This window comes from Pseudaeromonas sp. HNCC25DJ182 (genome assembly GCF_055413365.1).
The window spans coordinates 110,965-127,143 of the sequence record NZ_JBVAYG010000006.1; the positions used below are offsets into that span (position 1 = coordinate 110,965).

At 57.7% G+C, this 16,179-nt stretch carries 12 protein-coding genes; 6 read left to right on the forward strand and 6 right to left on the reverse strand.

Features of this window, described 5'->3' with window-relative positions; all coding sequences use genetic code 11:
- Position 1 precedes the first annotated feature (1 nt).
- Entirely contained in the window at positions 2 to 913 is a 912-nt protein-coding gene (locus tag ACZYUB_RS06900; protein ID WP_463946633.1) for a LysR family transcriptional regulator, read from the reverse strand.
- Between the two features lie 119 nt (positions 914 to 1,032).
- Between ACZYUB_RS06900 and ACZYUB_RS06905 the strand changes: the two genes are divergently transcribed.
- Entirely contained in the window at positions 1,033 to 2,433 is a 1,401-nt protein-coding gene (locus ACZYUB_RS06905) for an APC family permease (protein WP_463946635.1), read from the forward strand.
- A 138-nt stretch (positions 2,434 to 2,571) separates the two neighbouring features.
- Here ACZYUB_RS06905 and lysS read toward each other — a convergent pair whose 3' ends face one another.
- Entirely contained in the window at positions 2,572 to 4,104 is a 1,533-nt protein-coding gene (gene lysS / locus ACZYUB_RS06910) for a lysine--tRNA ligase (protein ID WP_463946637.1), read from the reverse strand.
- Between the two features lie 17 nt (positions 4,105 to 4,121).
- Positions 4,122 to 5,220 (reverse strand): peptide chain release factor 2 gene (gene prfB / locus ACZYUB_RS06915; protein ID WP_463946639.1). Its coding sequence is split into 2 segments (ribosomal slippage): positions 4,122 to 5,144 and positions 5,146 to 5,220, totalling 1,098 coding nucleotides; the frame shifts between segments, so codons are not numbered across the junction.
- A gap of 424 nt (positions 5,221 to 5,644) precedes the next feature.
- Between prfB and ACZYUB_RS06920 the strand changes: the two genes are divergently transcribed.
- The 3 genes from ACZYUB_RS06920 (at position 5,645) to ACZYUB_RS06930 (ending at position 10,560) form a co-directional block, all read left to right on the forward strand.
- Positions 5,645 to 7,510 carry a methyl-accepting chemotaxis protein gene (locus tag ACZYUB_RS06920; RefSeq protein WP_463946641.1) on the forward strand — a complete coding sequence of 622 codons (1,866 nt, stop codon included), beginning with the start codon at positions 5,645 to 5,647 and terminating at the stop codon, positions 7,508 to 7,510.
- Positions 7,511 to 7,700: 190 nt separating this feature from the next.
- Complete coding sequence (locus ACZYUB_RS06925; RefSeq protein ID WP_463946642.1) at positions 7,701 to 9,566, forward strand: methyl-accepting chemotaxis protein; 1,866 nt, start codon at positions 7,701 to 7,703, stop codon at positions 9,564 to 9,566.
- Positions 9,567 to 9,705: 139 nt separating this feature from the next.
- Entirely contained in the window at positions 9,706 to 10,560 is an 855-nt protein-coding gene (locus tag ACZYUB_RS06930) for a substrate-binding periplasmic protein (RefSeq protein ID WP_463946643.1), read from the forward strand.
- Here the strand turns inward: ACZYUB_RS06930 and recJ are convergent, their stop codons facing one another.
- Positions 10,561 to 12,288 (reverse strand): single-stranded-DNA-specific exonuclease RecJ, encoded by a 1,728-nt coding sequence (gene recJ / locus ACZYUB_RS06935; RefSeq protein WP_463946645.1) that lies wholly within the window; start codon positions 12,286 to 12,288, stop codon positions 10,561 to 10,563.
- 113 nt (positions 12,289 to 12,401) lie between these two features.
- Positions 12,402 to 13,307 carry a LysR substrate-binding domain-containing protein gene (locus ACZYUB_RS06940; protein ID WP_463946647.1) on the reverse strand — a complete coding sequence of 302 codons (906 nt, stop codon included), beginning with the start codon at positions 13,305 to 13,307 and terminating at the stop codon, positions 12,402 to 12,404.
- A gap of 109 nt (positions 13,308 to 13,416) precedes the next feature.
- Between ACZYUB_RS06940 and ACZYUB_RS06945 the strand changes: the two genes are divergently transcribed.
- Positions 13,417 to 14,544, forward strand: a complete 1,128-nt coding sequence (locus tag ACZYUB_RS06945; protein WP_463946648.1) for an S-(hydroxymethyl)glutathione dehydrogenase/class III alcohol dehydrogenase — start codon at positions 13,417 to 13,419, stop codon at positions 14,542 to 14,544.
- 47 nt (positions 14,545 to 14,591) lie between these two features.
- Positions 14,592 to 15,434 (forward strand): S-formylglutathione hydrolase, encoded by an 843-nt coding sequence (gene fghA, locus ACZYUB_RS06950; RefSeq protein ID WP_463946650.1) that lies wholly within the window; start codon positions 14,592 to 14,594, stop codon positions 15,432 to 15,434.
- 115 nt (positions 15,435 to 15,549) lie between these two features.
- Here the strand turns inward: fghA and ACZYUB_RS06955 are convergent, their stop codons facing one another.
- Positions 15,550 to 16,176 (reverse strand): TetR/AcrR family transcriptional regulator, encoded by a 627-nt coding sequence (locus ACZYUB_RS06955; protein ID WP_463946651.1) that lies wholly within the window; start codon positions 16,174 to 16,176, stop codon positions 15,550 to 15,552.
- Positions 16,177 to 16,179 lie beyond the last annotated feature (3 nt).

The window sequence follows — 16,179 nt, forward strand, 5'->3', positions numbered from 1 at the left end:
TTCAACCGTTTTCGGCAAGATGCGCAAACGTGCACTGGCTGATCTGCTCGATCAGCCAACGGATATCCGGCTGATGGTCATACAAGGAGTGACTGAGGATGGTGAGTGTCAGATCCGGTGCCCCGTCCGGTAATTCCAGAATGCGCAACGGCAACATGCTGACCAGCTCACGGGCAATCAGGTAGGGGACACACATCAGATAACCCGATGCCGCCACTACTCGTCCTCCCACCGCATAACTCTGTACCACAGTCGCCAGAGTGCGTGACAAGTGATTGGCCGTCAGCCAGCGCTCGATCAGATCCGCCCCTGAGCTCACGGCCGGCAGGTGGACTTGCGGCTCGGCCAGAAACTGCTTGAGCGATAGCTGTACCGGAAGATCCTGACGTTCCCGCGCCGTAATGGCGACAAACCGATCCTGCAGCCAGGTGCGTTTATTAAAAAAATGCGGCACATACTGGAGAGAATCGATGCCAACGAAGACATCCAGCTGACCGGATTCGACCCCCTCATGCTGGATCTTCTCCGCCAGGATATCCACGCTCAGGCGAATATTGGGCGCCTCGGTTTTAAACTGGGAGACCAGGCGCGGCAGCCCGAGAAACTCGAAATAGTCGACCGCCCCCAGGTAGAAAGTTCGAGCCGAAGTCGCCGGATCAAACTGCCGACTACCGGTCATCCCCCGCTCCAGCCGCCCCAACGATTCCCGGATAACCGGGATCAACTGTCGCGCTCGCGGAGTCGGCTCCATCCCCTGACTGGTACGGATAAACAGCGGATCATCCAATTGTTCCCGCACCCGATTGAGCGCATGACTGAAGGCCGATTGGCTCATGAAGAGCCGATCCGCAGCCTTAGTGACACTTTTCTCATCGGCGAGTACTGGGAGTAATTTCAATAAATTCAGATCCATAGATATCTCTATGATTTAATTTCATCAAATGATGTAAATATTGCATTTCAATCATATCACCAAAATGGGTATTAGTTTCCCTTAAGAAACCGCACCTTCATTCGGCTAAAGGGACTTTTATGCCTACATCCACTACCACCAGACAGATGGGTCTGGTCAGTCAAATCCTGTTTATCCTCTGCTCTGTGCTCATCATCGATACCCTCACCGCAGCGGCCGCCTTGGGAACCGGCGTCATCGGCTGGTGGATCGTCACCCTGCTGTTCTTCGTCATTCCCTACGCCCTGATTGCGGCCGAGCTGGGAACCAGCTATCCCTCGGACGGTGGCATCTACTCCTGGGTGAAACGCGCCTTCGGCCTCAAGATGGCGGCTCGCACCACCTGGCTGTACTGGATCAATGTGGGTCTGTGGATGCCTGCAGTCTATATACTGTTCGCTGGCATGCTGTCCGAGTTATTTCTGCCGGATCTAAGTCTGGGCTGGCGCGTCGCCATCTGCATCGCCCTCATCTGGCTGACGGTGGGATTCTGTAATGTGTCGGTGCATGTCGGAGTCTGGGTTAGCCAGGTTGGAGCTTTGCTCAAAATTACCGTCATCACCACGTTGGGCGGCGCCGGTTTTTACTATGCCCTGAAGCATGGCATGGCCAATGATCTGACCCTGCGCAGCATGCTGCCCTCGCTGGAAGGTGGTGTCAGTTTCCTGCCCGCCATCATCTACAACCTGTTGGGGCTGGAGCTCATCGCCTGTCTGGGTAAAACCCTCAGAGATCCGGTGCGCACCATGCCACGGGCCATGATCGGCGCCAGCGTCATCATCGCCGCCCTCTACCTGTTCGGCACCCTGGGGATCCTGGCTGCCCTGCCGGTGGAAAAGGTAGGTCTGATTGCTGGCATTACCGATGCTTCGCGCATTCTGTTTGCTGATTCTCCCTGGGCCGATACCCTAGTGAGCGGACTGGGGGTTCTGGTACTGCTCACACTCATCAGCAACATGGTGAACTGGACCATGGGCTCCAGTCGCGCCGCCGCCGAAGCCGCCGAGGCGGGTGAACTCCCCGCCTATGTCGCCCGTCGCCATCCGAAATACGGCTCCCCCGTGGGTGCCAACACCGTGACCGGTGTTGTGGCGACGCTGGTGATCCTGGCCTATGCCCTGCTGGCTCAGAGTAATGATGAGCTGTTCTGGAGTGTATTTGCCTTCTCGAGCACCATCTTTTTGATGCCCTATCTGCTGCTCTTTGCCTCCTTCCTGCGTCTGCGTCGTCAGGATCCGCTGACCCCGCGCGCCTTTAGGGTTCCCGGCAGCCGATTCCTGATCGCCCTGATGACCACCAGTGGCCTGCTGTTTGTGTTGGGCGCCCTGCTGCTGTTCCTGTTCCCGCAACTGCCAGAAGGCCAGATCGACTGGCACACCAGCGGTCCCTTGCTGATCGGTCTGTTCCTGACGCTGGGGATCGGGGAATGGCTGGTGAGCCGTTCGCTGAACCGTAGCGCATTAAACCCCGTTACCGCCTGATCACCACCCTGCCGCGGCGCGCAAGGCGTCACTAAAAACAAACCCCGCATCGTCAATGACGGTGCGGGGTTTGTTTTATTTCAACCAATCCAGCAAGCGCAGGCTCAGAGCTGTGAGCCGGCTTATTTCTGCGGACTCTTACTTTTGCGGACGCAGCGCCGGGAACAGGATGACGTCGCGGATGGTGTGGCTGTTGGTAAACAACATCACCAGACGGTCGATGCCGATACCTTGACCGGCCGTCGGCGGCAGACCGTGCTCCAGCGCGGTGACGAAATCGGCGTCATAGAACATGGCCTCGTCGTCGCCCGCTTCCTTCTGTTGCACTTGAGCCTGGAAGCGCTCGGCCTGATCCTCGGCATCGTTGAGCTCGGAGAAGCCGTTAGCCAGCTCGCGACCACCGATGAAGAACTCGAAGCGGTCGGTGATTTCCGGGTTCTCGTCGTTACGACGAGCCAGCGGTGACACGGCAGCCGGATACTCGGTGATGAAGGTCGGTTGCATCAGTTGCGCTTCCGCCGTCTCTTCGAAGATGGCGGTGATGATATGGCCCAGCTCCCAGCTCTTCATCAGCTCGACATGGTGACGCTTGGCCACCGCCTTCGCGCCTTCGAGCGTGGTCAGCTCTTCCGCCTTCACATCGTTACCGTACTTGAGGATCGCCTCGACCATGGTCAGGCGGGCAAACGGCTGGCCGAAGTCGATCTCGAAGCCCTCTTCCCCTTCCTTGGCATAACGGATGGTGGTGGTACCGTGAATATCCAGCGCCAGGGTGCGCAGCATCTCTTCGGTGAGATCCATCAGATCGCGGTAGTCGGCATAGGCCATATAGAACTCGAGCATGGTGAATTCTGGGTTATGGCGCACCGAGATCCCTTCGTTGCGGAAGTTACGGTTGATCTCATACACACGCTCGAAACCACCGACCACCAGACGCTTCAGATAGAGCTCGGGGGCAATACGCAGGTACATGTCGATGTCCAGCGCATTATGATGGGTGATGAAGGGACGAGCGGAGGCGCCACCGGGGATCACCTGCATCATGGGGGTTTCCACTTCCATAAACTGCTTAGCGTTCAGGAAGTTACGGATACCGTTGACCACCTGGTTGCGGATCTTGAAGGTCTTGCGCGACTCTTCGTTGGCAATCAGATCCAGGTAACGCTGGCGGCAACGGGCTTCCTGATCGGTCAGACCCTTGTGCTTTTCAGGCAGTGGGCGCAGCGCCTTGGTCAGCAGACGGATGTCGGAAACGTGCACCGAGAGCTCGCCGGTATTGGTGCGAAAGACTGTGCCTTCCACGCCAACGATATCGCCCAGATCCCACTTCTTGAACTGCTCGTTGTAGAAGCCTTCAGCCAGATCGTCACGGGTCACATAGACCTGTACCTTGCCGCCCATGTCCTGCAGGGTGGCAAAAGAGGCCTTACCCATGATGCGGCGAGTCATGATGCGACCGGCGATCTTCACCTTGGCATTCAGTTCCGCCAGCTCTTCGGCACTCTTGTCACCAAACTGCTCGTGGATCTCGCTGGAGATATGGTCTCGACGGAAGTCGTTCGGGAACGGATTGCCCTGCTCACGCAGTGCCGCCAGCTTGGAACGGCGCTGGGTCATCTCGTTGTTGAACTCTTGAACATCCAGTTCCGGGGTTTGATTCTGTTCTGACATGATAATTCCTGCTTGGATTACAGCCCGGACTTCAGGCTGGCTTCAATAAACTTGTCCAGGTCGCCATCGAGGACTGCTTGCGTATTACGGGTTTCAACTCCGGTACGCAGATCCTTGATGCGGGCGTCGTCGAGCACATAGGAGCGGATCTGGCTGCCCCAACCGATATCAGACTTGGTCTCTTCCAGCGCCTGCTTCTCAGCATTCTGCTTCATCATCTCCAGCTCATAGAGTTTCGCTTTGAGCTGTTTCATCGCCTGATCTTTGTTCTTGTGCTGGGAACGGTCGTTCTGGCACTGAGTCACGGTATTGGTCGGAATGTGGGTAATCCGCACCGCAGACTCAGTCCGGTTGACGTGCTGACCACCGGCACCGGAGGCGCGGTAAACGTCGATACGCAGATCCGCCGGGTTGATTTCGATCTCGATGTCTTCATCGATTTCCGGATAGACAAACGCCGAACAAAACGAGGTGTGACGACGACCACCGGAATCGAAGGGGCTCTTGCGCACCAGGCGATGAACGCCGGTTTCGGTACGCAACCAGCCGAAGGCATATTCGCCGGTGAACTTGATGGTGGCAGATTTGATACCGGCCACGTCGCCATCAGTGCATTCGATGAGCTCAGGCTTGAAGCCTCGGGCCTCACCCCAACGCAGGTACATACGCAGCACCATGCTGGCCCAATCCTGGGCTTCGGTGCCACCGGAGCCAGACTGGATATCCATGTAACAGTCGGAAGGGTCGTGCTGACCGGAGAACATGCGGCGGAATTCCAGATCCACCAGCTTCTTCTCCAGCGACTCGGCCTCGGCCTCGGCCTCGTGGAAGGTCTCTTCGTCTTCACCTTCGACAGCCAGAGAAACCAGCATCTCCACATCCTCGGCGCCCTGGGTCAGGGCATCGATGGTGGCGACAATTGCTTCCAGGGAGGAGCGCTCTTTCCCCAGGGCCTGAGCCCGTTCCGGCTCATTCCAGACATCCGGCTGTTCCAGCTCGGCGCTTACTTCTTCCAGACGCTCTTTCTTGGCGTCGTAGTCAAAGGTACCCCCTCAGAAGCTCGGTCCGTTCAGACAGCTCCTTGAGTTTGTTCAGTACCGGATTCACTTCAAACATGAAGGATTCTCTCATCAATAAGCAGGCCGGGAAGAGATTACCCGGTCTTGGTGTGACAGAAGTCATCGCCGCAACAGGCCCGATCTAGCACCTGGATACGGGAAGGACTGCAGAAAAGCGCAGTATTTTACCCAATTGAGTGGGGAATAGACAGCAAGGCGGTGGCTTTTTTCCCCGCTCGATTCTGACGTTTTTTTGTACCTATACGAGGCTATAAACAGGTGGTTGCCACCGGAGTGATGATTTATGATCGCTATCACACTTCTCTGGGCCCGCCCCCCACGAGTACCGGTGCAAATTAATGATGTAGCCGATACAGATTTAGCGTCAGCCTGTCGCTGTGACTCGTTGGCACTAGGGATAGAGCGATGCTTGGGGACCCCCACAGCAACAGCGGCATATAACGATACCAAAGAGGAAACAAATGAGGGTGAATTCACTCAAGCACAAGATCCTGATTGCGGTCAGCCTGGCGTTAGCGTGCGCTATTCTGGCGTTATCGACCGTGGTCTATCGCGATTCCCGGCAGCAATTGCTCACCGACAGTTTTGCTCAGCTGGACAGTCTGGGCCATGAAGGGGCACGCTCCATTGGCAGTTGGGTTAGTCTCAAACGCCAGGCTATTGACGCCCTCGCCCAGCATCCGGTGCGGGAATCAGAGCGTGAACTCTCATTGCTCAAGAACGCCGGTGGCTTCCTGACGGCTTATCTGGGTGACAAAAATGGCGGTATGCGCGATGAAAATCCGCAGTCCGATTACAGTGGTTACGATCCGCGCACCCGCCCCTGGTACCAGCAAGCGGCCGGCGCTAGCGATACCATAGTCACTCCGCCCTATATCGACCACAACACCAAGAAGCTGGTCATTACCCTGGCCCGCGCCGTGGAGGAAGGCGTGGTTGGTGCTGACCTCACCATCGATTCCGTACTGACAACCGTCAATTCGCTGAAACTTCCAGCCGATGGCATCGCCATTCTGGCCGATCGGGACGGCACTATTCTAGCTTATTCGCAGCAGGACAAGATCCTCAAACCCTTGACTTCTGTGCATCCGGCATTGACCGCTGACTATCTGAACCAGCTCAAACAAAGTAATGAATTCGTCACGCTGGGGTGGAACGACAAGGAGCATTTGCTGTGGGCCATTGATGTGCCGGATACCAGTTGGGAACTGGTGTTCCTGCTGGACAAGCAGATCATTCTTGCCCCCCTGACCGACTACCTGTGGAAACAGTTACTGATCGCTGCGCTGGTCCTGATCGTCAGTCTGCTGGCCATCAACAGTCTGCTCAGCATACTGCTGCGCCCTCTGGGTGTCGTCTCCAGTGCACTGGGCCGCATTGCCACTGGCAATGGTGATTTGACCCAGCGCATTCACATTCAATCCAACGATGAAGTGGGCCGCCTGGCGGCGAACTTCAACCAATTTGTCAGCAGCCAGCATGAACTGATCGGTCATATCCGTCAGGAAGCCGAATCCCTGGGTGATGCCGCCAGCCATGGTCTCAAGCGCAGCAGTAACACGGTGCAAGAGCTGAGCCGCCAGCAGCAGGAAATCGCCATGGTCGCCACCGCCGTCACCGAGATGGCCTCTGCAACCGTCGAGATAGCCCACAACGCCGAGAACACGGCTGCGGCCGCCCAGCAATCCACCGCCAGTTGTACCGATGGCCAGAACTTGGTCAACCAGACGCGCGGCTCCATTACCAGTCTGGCGAATGAAGTCGGTGAGGCCACCACGGTTATTGTCGAGCTCAGTCGCCACGCCAACGAAATCTCCAGCGTGCTGGCCACGATTCAGGGGATTGCCGAGCAGACCAACTTGCTAGCCCTCAACGCGGCTATCGAAGCGGCACGAGCCGGTGAGCAAGGTCGCGGCTTTGCCGTGGTCGCCGATGAGGTGCGCGTGCTGTCTCGTCGCACTCAGGCCTCCACCACCGAGATCCAGAGCACTATCGATACCTTGCAGCGGACCACGCAACAAGCCGTCGCCTTGATGGAAAAGAGCCAGGGACTTGCCACCCACAGCGTGCAAGATGCCGAAGCGGCCTCCCGGGCGCTGGACGAAATCACCAAGGCAGTGAGCCTGATCTCGGATATGTCGACCCAGATTGCGACCGCCGCGGAGGAACAGACCAAGGTCACCGAAGAGATCACCACCAACGTCACCGCGATTAAAGAAGTGGGAGACGAACTGGCTGAAGGGGCTCGTGAAGAGCAACAGGAATCACGTCGCCTACAAGAACAGGCCGCCGATCTGAATGAGAAAGTTGCCCGGTTTGTATTGTAACTAAATCAAATGCGGGGCTCGTGACGCCATCATGGTTCGCGGGCCCCCAGTTTCTACTCGTTCCCTCGCCCCCACACGCCAGTCACTTTTATCGAACCATTAAAATGTTGCCGGATAAGATCCACGTTCTGGTAGGCCACAGACGACTGGACTATACCTAGTTTAGTTCCCACCCCGTGACGAGAAGCCCATGAAAATCAAATCACTGAAACATAAAATTCTGTTACCCGTCATAGGTACCGTGATTCTTATCGTACTACTGCTCAGCGGCCAGAGTTTCATCAGCCTGCGCGATACCGCTTTTGCCGATAGTTATGCCCAAGTACAAGGGATTGGCCTCAAGAGTGCCGAAAACATCCAGATCCAGCTGGCATCACGTCAAGCGGCCATCAAAGGCATGGCCAACCAGATCACCGGCGATATAACCCAGGCATTACGCCAGGGCAAAATATCCGGTCAGTTCGATATGGTCTATTACGGTGAAAGCAACGGCACCATGCATGATTCCGAACCTGGCATCGACCGTAGCCAGTATGATCCCAGAGTTCGCCCCTGGTACATAGAAGCTAGCAAGGCCAACACCTTGATCGTCACCAAGCCCTTTATCGGCGCCAGTGGTAAACAGATGCAGGTGACGGTTGCCATCCCGGCGGCCAATGGGGTGATCGGCGGCAACATGTTGACCAAAGACATCCTGGCCGACATCAACCGCATCAAACTGCCGGCCGAAGGGTATGCCCTGTTGTTGCATCGCGACGGTTCTGTGATTGCGTATTCGGATGCCGACAAGATCCTCAAACCGGCCACCGAGATCGATCCACAGCTAACGCCGACCCTGATTAGCCAAATCAAACAAGCGGGTACCTTGCTGCCCCTGATGCTCAATCAACAAGACAAACTGCTCTGGGCCACCGAAATCCCGGATACCGATTGGGATTTACTCTTTGTTCTGGATCAGGCAGCACTGAATGCACCGTTATGGCAGCAACTCTGGCAACAGCTCGGCATTGCGCTACTGGCATTGGTCATCGGAGTCATTGCCATCAGTAGTCTGGTGACTTACCTGTTCCGCCCCTTGGCCGTAGTTTCCCGCGCCCTGGAGCGGATCGCGGATGGCAATGGGGATTTAACCCAACGCATCGATATCAGAACCGAAGATGAAGTGGGCCAGCTAGCGCATAACTTCAACAAGTTCGTCGGTAGCCTGCATACCCTGATTGGCCATATCCGCTACGAAGCAAATGAGTTGGGTGATATTGCCCAAAGAGCGCTGAGTGGCAGTATCGCGACCGTCCAAGAGCTGGGCCGTCAGCAACAAGAGATTGCCATGGTTGCCACGGCCGTCACCGAAATGGCCTCCGCCACCCAGGAAATTGCTGGCAACGCGGAAAATACTGCGGCTGCGGCTCAAGAGTCCAGCCATAGCAGTGTGGAGGGCCGCAATCTGGTGAACAAGACCCAGGGCTCGATCACCAGCCTGGCCAACGAAGTCGGTGAGGCCACCGCCGTCATCGCCGAACTGAGTCGCCATGCCAACGAGATATCTGGTGTCCTGACGACCATTCAGGGGATTGCCGAACAGACCAACCTGCTGGCACTCAATGCCGCCATCGAGGCTGCACGAGCCGGGGAACAGGGACGCGGTTTTGCCGTGGTAGCCGATGAGGTTCGGGTATTGTCTCGTCGCACGCAAGCCTCGACCACCGAGATCCAGAGCACCATCGACACCTTGCAGCGGACCACCCAGCAGGCCGTGGCACTGATGGAGAAGAGTCAGGATCTGGCCAAGCTCAGTGTGCAAGATGCAGAGGCGGCTTCCCATGCCCTCAATGAGATCACCCGAGCCGTCAGCCTCATCTCCGATATGTCCATTCAGATTGCCACCGCAGCCGAGGAGCAAACCAAAGTCACCGAAGAAATCACCAGCAATGTCACGGCGATCAAGGAGGTCGGAGACGAATTGGCCAAGGGCGCCGATGGACGCAAGCAATCTGCACAGAACTTGCAGACCCAGGCCAGTAGTTTAAATGAGAAAGTGGCGCGCTTCATTCTCTGAGCCGAGGATAACATCCTACCCGAGCAGGGCTCCTTGTGAGCCCTTTTTCGTGCTGACTCACAAATTCAAGCTTCCTGTAACAAACTCCCAGTCACTCTTTCGTATACTGAAACCACTTTCAGATTAACAGTGCCGCATCATGTCTTTGTCATCGCGTGACATGTCTTACCTGCCCCATGTATTGCATCGGCAATGGCGCCGCTATGGTTTTGTTCTGCCGGGCGGCTACCTGTTACGACTACTGCACACTGTGCTGTCCAGCCTGTTGCTCCTATCCGGGACTGTATTCGCTCAGGAGCTCCCTCCCGAGCCCCCCATGACATCGCCGTTACGAGTGGGCGTGCTGCATATTCCACCGCTAGCGGAGGTGCGCTCCCCCACTAATACCTCAGGTCCCTTGATCCACTATATGCACCGCCTACTGCAGTCAGCCGGACTGGCCTACCGCATGGAAGGATTTCCAGCGCGCCGCCTGTACCGCAACTTGGCGGCGGGAGAGAGTCAGTTCTGGGTCGGAGTCAAGAATGTGCCGGAATATGAGGGGAAGGTGCTGTATAGCGAACAGCCCGTCTATAGCCTGCATTTGCGGCTCTATCGTTTGCCTGGCACTCCAGAAATACGTCAACTGTCCGCTCTGCAAACCCAGCGATTGATTGTGATCCGTGGCTACAGTTATGGCGGCTTGCTCGAACCGCTCAAGCAACGCCCGATGGGATTGCAGTGGAAAGATGCCAATACCAATTACAAAGCACTGGAGATGTTGCAGTTGCGGCGCGGCGACTACCTGCTCAGTTATGCCGAACCGATCGAGCAATTGCTACAGCAGCGTCCGCAGAAACTCGAACATGAGGTACTTCAGGAACTCCCCATGTATCTGGTGCTCAGCCGCGCGACCCCCCATGCGGAAAGCCTGATGGCCCGCCTCAATCAGGTTGCGTCGGACATGCGGCTCAGTGGCGAAACCCGAAAAATATTCGCCCCGCTGGAGAACTGATCACAGGGGACGCAACAGGCTGACCAGTAACTGCACACTACGGTTACCACGCCATTCATTGATATCCAGGCGATAACCCAATTCGACCCATTGCACTGAGCCATCAGGCCAGGTCGCCAGATCGACGTTAAAAGCAATGGCATCCAGTTCAGGGCCACCACCTTCTGGCTGAACCTGCATTTTCAGATGCTTTCCGGCCAGCAAACGCTGGGAGATCAGCCGGAAACGGCCATCAAAGCCAGGCTCGGGGAATGCCTGGCCCCAAGGGCCGGCCTGCCGCAACTGCTCGGCCAGCGCCAATGAAAACTCATCCGCCGCCAATTCGCCATCCGAAAGCCAGGTCCCGGTCAGCTGCTCAGGAGTCAGCCACTCCGCAACCAGAGCCGAAAAGTGGGTTTCGAACTCCTCAAGCTTGCTCTTGGGCAGTGTCAAACCCGCCGCCATGGCATGGCCACCAAACTTGCTGATCAGGCCCGGATGCTGGCTATCCAGCCGCTCCAGCGCATCGCGCAGATGCAAGCCGGGGATCGAACGTCCCGACCCCTTGAGCTCCTGTTCGCTGGATTCGGCAAAGGCGAGCACCGGGCGGTAAAACTTCTCCTTGATGCGGGAAGCCACCAGCCCCACCACGCCCTGATGCCAATCCTGCCGGTACAACACCAGCCCGGCCGGGAGCTCACCCTTGGCAGCCAAGAGGGACTCCAGCCCAGCCAGCGCCTCACTTTGCATGCCTTGCTCGATCTCTTTGCGCTCCTGGTTCAAGCCGTCCATCTGGCTGGCAATCTGCCGCGCCAGCGTCAGGTCATTGCACAGCAGACAGGCGATGCCGAGAGACATATCATCCAGCCGCCCCACGGCATTCAGGCGCGGGCCGAGGAAAAATCCCAGATCGCTGGCGGTCAGCTGATGCAGCTCCCGCTTGGCCACTTCGCATAAAGCCCGGATCCCCGGACGACACTTGCCAGCCCGGATGCGCTGTAGCCCCTGATGAACCAGCGCCCGGTTATTGGCATCCAGCGCCACCACATCCGCCACTGTACCCAAGGCCACTAAATCGAGAAAATCGGCAATATTCGGTGGGGTGATACCAGCCTGCTCGAACCAGCCCCGTTGCAGCAGATGGGTGCGCAAGGCCGCCATCAGATAAAAGGCGACGCCGACACCGGCCAGATTTCCAGAGCCAAATCCGCAGTCCACCTGGTTAGGATTGATGATGGCATCGGCGGCTGGCAGCTCGGGGCCGGGTAAATGGTGGTCGGTGACCAGCACCGCCATTCCGGCGGCCTTGGCTGCGGCTACGCCACTCAGACTGGAAATACCGTTATCCACCGTGATCAGCAGATCGGTACCCCGGGCGGCCGCCAGAGTCACAATTTCCGGCGATAAACCATAGCCATAGTCGAAGCGATTGGGCACCAAAAAATCCACCTGCCGACACCCCATGGCCCGCAGCGCCAACACAGACAAGGCCGAGCTGGTAGCACCATCGGCGTCAAAATCGCCGACGATCAGCACCCGCTGCTGCTGACGCAGTGCGGTTTCCAGCAACGCCAGCGCCTGCGCCATCCCTTTGAGCCCCATGGGCGGTAACAAGGCTTGGGTACTCTTATCCAGCTCGGCGGAAGAACGCACACCCCGGCTGGCATAGATCTGCCGTAGCCGTGGGGAGAGTTCGGCTGGGAGATGGGAATCATCCATGAGAGGGCGGCGCTGGATCGTGATATTCATCGGCATTGGCTCATCAGGCTGGGGCGGGCAGACCTTAGCTCGAAGAGGACGAGATGGCAACCGGCGGCCATCGGCACGGAGATGCAGCAATGCCGATAAGCGCAGTTCAACCTTTAGGGAATGGGCCGGGTCAAGACAGTCGGGGATGCGCTGCCCAACTGCTCGGCTAGGTAATCCACCAGCAGACGTACCTTGGGCGAGAGATGGCGATTCTGGGGATAGAGAGCCCAGATGCCCTCCGCAGGAGCCCGACATTCCGGGAATAACTCCAGCAGCTCACCATTAGCCAGATGGGGATAGACGTAGTAATCCGGGAGCTGAATAATGCCAATCCCTTTGAGAGCCGCATCCAGCAGGGCATGCCCGCTATTGCAGTGCAACTGCCCCTGAACTCGCAGGGTATGGGGCTGCCCCTGAAGAGTGAAGTGCCATTCATCACTGTTTCCGACCAGACAGCTGTGCTGAGCCAACTCCGGCAAACTCAGCGGAACGCCATTCCGGGCGGCATAAGCCGGTGACGCACAGACGTAGGGGATGCGTTCGGCCAACTTGCGTGCGATCAGGGTCGAATCCTTGAGATGCCCCAGACGGATCGCCAGATCAAAGCCGTCATGGACCAGATCCAGCAGTTGATTGGTCAGCGTCAGAGTGACCTCCAGCTGGGGATAGCGCAGCATGAAATCATTCACCAATGGTGCGATGCGGCTTTCGCCATAGGAGACAGGAGCCGTGATCCGCAATGTCCCCTGGGGTTCAGCCTGGTGTCGCCCCACTGCCAGCTCGGCTTCATACAGGTTATCCAGCAATTGGCGGCAATGACGATAATAGATATCCCCCAGTTCGGTCAGTCGCACCTGACGGGTGGTGCGCAGTAGCAACTTGGCCTGCAAGCGATCCTCCAGCTGCGCCACCTGACGGCTCACTTGAGCCACGGAAACCCCCAGCTTGCGTGCCGCCGCCGTAAAGCCGCCTTGCTCGGCGACACTGACAAATTCACAGACCCCTTCCCAACCGAACATTATTACCTATGTGTAAAAGTGATTTGATATATCCCCTTATTATCACAATAACGAGGGGAAACTACACTCAAGCTCTGCCGTCATTGCGCACATCACGAGGAGAATTCTCATGGCAACCATTCAGAGCATCACCTGTAAAGCCGCCATCGCCTGGGGCCCGGGTCAACCATTGACGATCGAAGAGGTGCAGGTGATGCCTCCCCAGGCCGGTGAGGTGCGGGTGCGCCTTGTCGCCACGGGCGTCTGCCATACCGATGCCTTCACCCTCTCCGGTGAAGATCCGGAAGGGGTTTTCCCCTGCATCCTTGGCCATGAAGGCGGTGGTATCGTCGAGTCGGTGGGCGCCGGTGTCACCAGCGTCAAGGTCGGCGATCATGTGATCCCCCTTTACACCCCCGAGTGCGGCGAGTGCAAATTCTGCAAGTCTGGCAAGACCAATCTGTGTCAGAAGATCCGTGCCACCCAGGGCAAGGGATTGATGCCGGACGGCACCACCCGCTTCTCCAAAGATGGTCAGCCCATCTATCACTACATGGGCACCTCGACGTTCAGTGAATACACGGTACTGCCCGAGATTTCGGTCGCCAAGGTGGACCCGACCGCCCCGCTGGAAGAGGTCTGCCTGCTCGGGTGCGGCGTCACCACCGGCATTGGTGCGGTCATGAATACTGCCAAGGTCAAAGCCGGTGAGAGCGTGGCCATCTTCGGCCTCGGCGGCATCGGTTTGTCGGCCATCATAGGTGCCCGCCTGGCAAAGGCCGGACGCATCATTGCCATCGATATCAACGAGAGCAAGTTCGAGTTGGCCAGAAAACTGGGCGCTACCGATTGCATCAACCCCAATGATTATGACAAACCCATCCAGGAGGTCATCGTCGAGCTGACCGATGGCGGCGTGGATTTCTCGTTCGAGTGCATCGGCAACGTCAAGGTGATGCGCGCCGCACTCGAGTGCTGCCACAAGGGTTGGGGGGAATCGGTGATCATCGGTGTCGCCGGTGCCGGACAAGAGATCAGCACCCGCCCCTTCCAGTTAGTTACCGGCCGAGTCTGGCGCGGCAGCGCCTTCGGCGGGGTTCGGGGACGTAGCGAATTGCCCAGCTATGTGCAGCGCTACCTGAAGGGGGAATTCCGGCTCGATGACTTCATCACCCACACCCTGCCCCTAGAGCAGATCAACGAGGCGTTCGAGCTGATGCATGCGGGCAAGAGCATCCGCACCGTCATTCATTATTGAACATATCGAGGCCCCAACCGGGGCCTCTGCCCGAACAGGAGCCGTTTATGACGCTGGAAATCGTGAGCCGCAACAAAAGCTTCGGCGGCTGGCACACCCAATATAGCCATCACTCCCGGGTACTGGCCTGTCCGATGCGCTTTGCCATTTATCTACCACCTCAGGCCGTAGAGGGTAACCCGGTACCCGTGCTCTACTGGCTCTCGGGCCTGACCTGCAGCGACGAGAACTTCATGCAAAAAGCTGGAGCCCAGCGCATAGCCGCCGAGCTTGGGATTGCTATCGTCGCGCCGGATACCAGCCCGCGCGGCGAAGGCGTGGCGGATGATCCGGCCTACGATTTAGGCATGGGAGCTGGTTTCTATCTCAACGCTACCCAGAGTCCGTGGCACGCCCATTACCAGATGCACGACTATGTCACCGACGAGTTGCCTGCGCTCATCGAAGCCCATTTCCCGGTCTCGACACACCGGGCCATCAGCGGGCACTCCATGGGCGGACACGGGGCTCTCGTCGCCGCACTGCGCCAGCCGGAGCGCTACCGGTCGGTCTCGGCCTTTAGCCCAATTAGCCATCCCAGCCACTGCCCATGGGGGCAAAAGGCCTTCACCGCCTATCTGGGAGATGACCCCACGGCCTGGCGGGCCTGGGATAGCTGTGAGCTTCTCAGCTGCTATGAGGGACAGCCGCTACCAACCCGGGTGGATGTCGGGTCGGACGACGCTTTCCTCACCACCCAGTTGGGAATCGAGGATTTAGTCGCAGCAGCCCAGGCCCGGAGCTGGCCACTGGAGCTACATCAGCATCCCGGGTATGACCACAGCTACTATTTCGTCGCCAGCTTTATCGAGGATCATCTGCGCTTTCATGCCCGCTATCTGCTGGCCTGATGCTCACTGGTTAAGGGGTTAAAGAGGATCTCGTCGTACCGCAAAAGACTAGGGCTGACCGTAAAGGGTCAGCCCTATTTCGTTGTCTGGGTAAACCGACGCGACAGCCAAAGGCTCAGGGCTGAACGCGGTAAGCCCGCAAAAACACCCGTATACCGCGCTGCACCGTCGCCTGGATCTGGGCAGGCGTCACACTCGTCATCACCCCTAACAGCAGTTTTTCCATCACCTCGGCCTCCAGCAGAGCACGCAGGTGTTCAGCCATCACCCAGGGATCTTCCGGCACCAACACCCCGAGCGCAATTTGTCGCGCCATATAGTCACTCATCTGTGCCGTGCCGCGCTGGGGGCCCCGGGTGTAGAAGTTACGGCCAGTATCGGTGCGATCAGAGGCCGCCTGGGCCAGGCGTCGAGTGGCTAGAAGCTCGGGACGGGAGATCGCGGCCAGATAGGCTTCCCCAAAACTCAGCAACTGGGTTTCGATATCGCACTCTTGTGCCAACTGATCGAAGATCTGCTTGATATGGGCTTCGGCCAGACAGTGCAGATGCTCGGCCGAGGAGTGCATCACCGCCGCAAACAGCTCCTCCTTGGAGGGGAAGTAGTTATACAGGGTGGCCTTCGAGCCCCCCACACGCGCCGCAATCATCGACATGGAGGCATGGTCATAACCCACTTCCTGAAACACCTCGCGGGCAATATCGACGATCGCCTGACGCCGGGTTTCGGTTTTGATACGCATGCT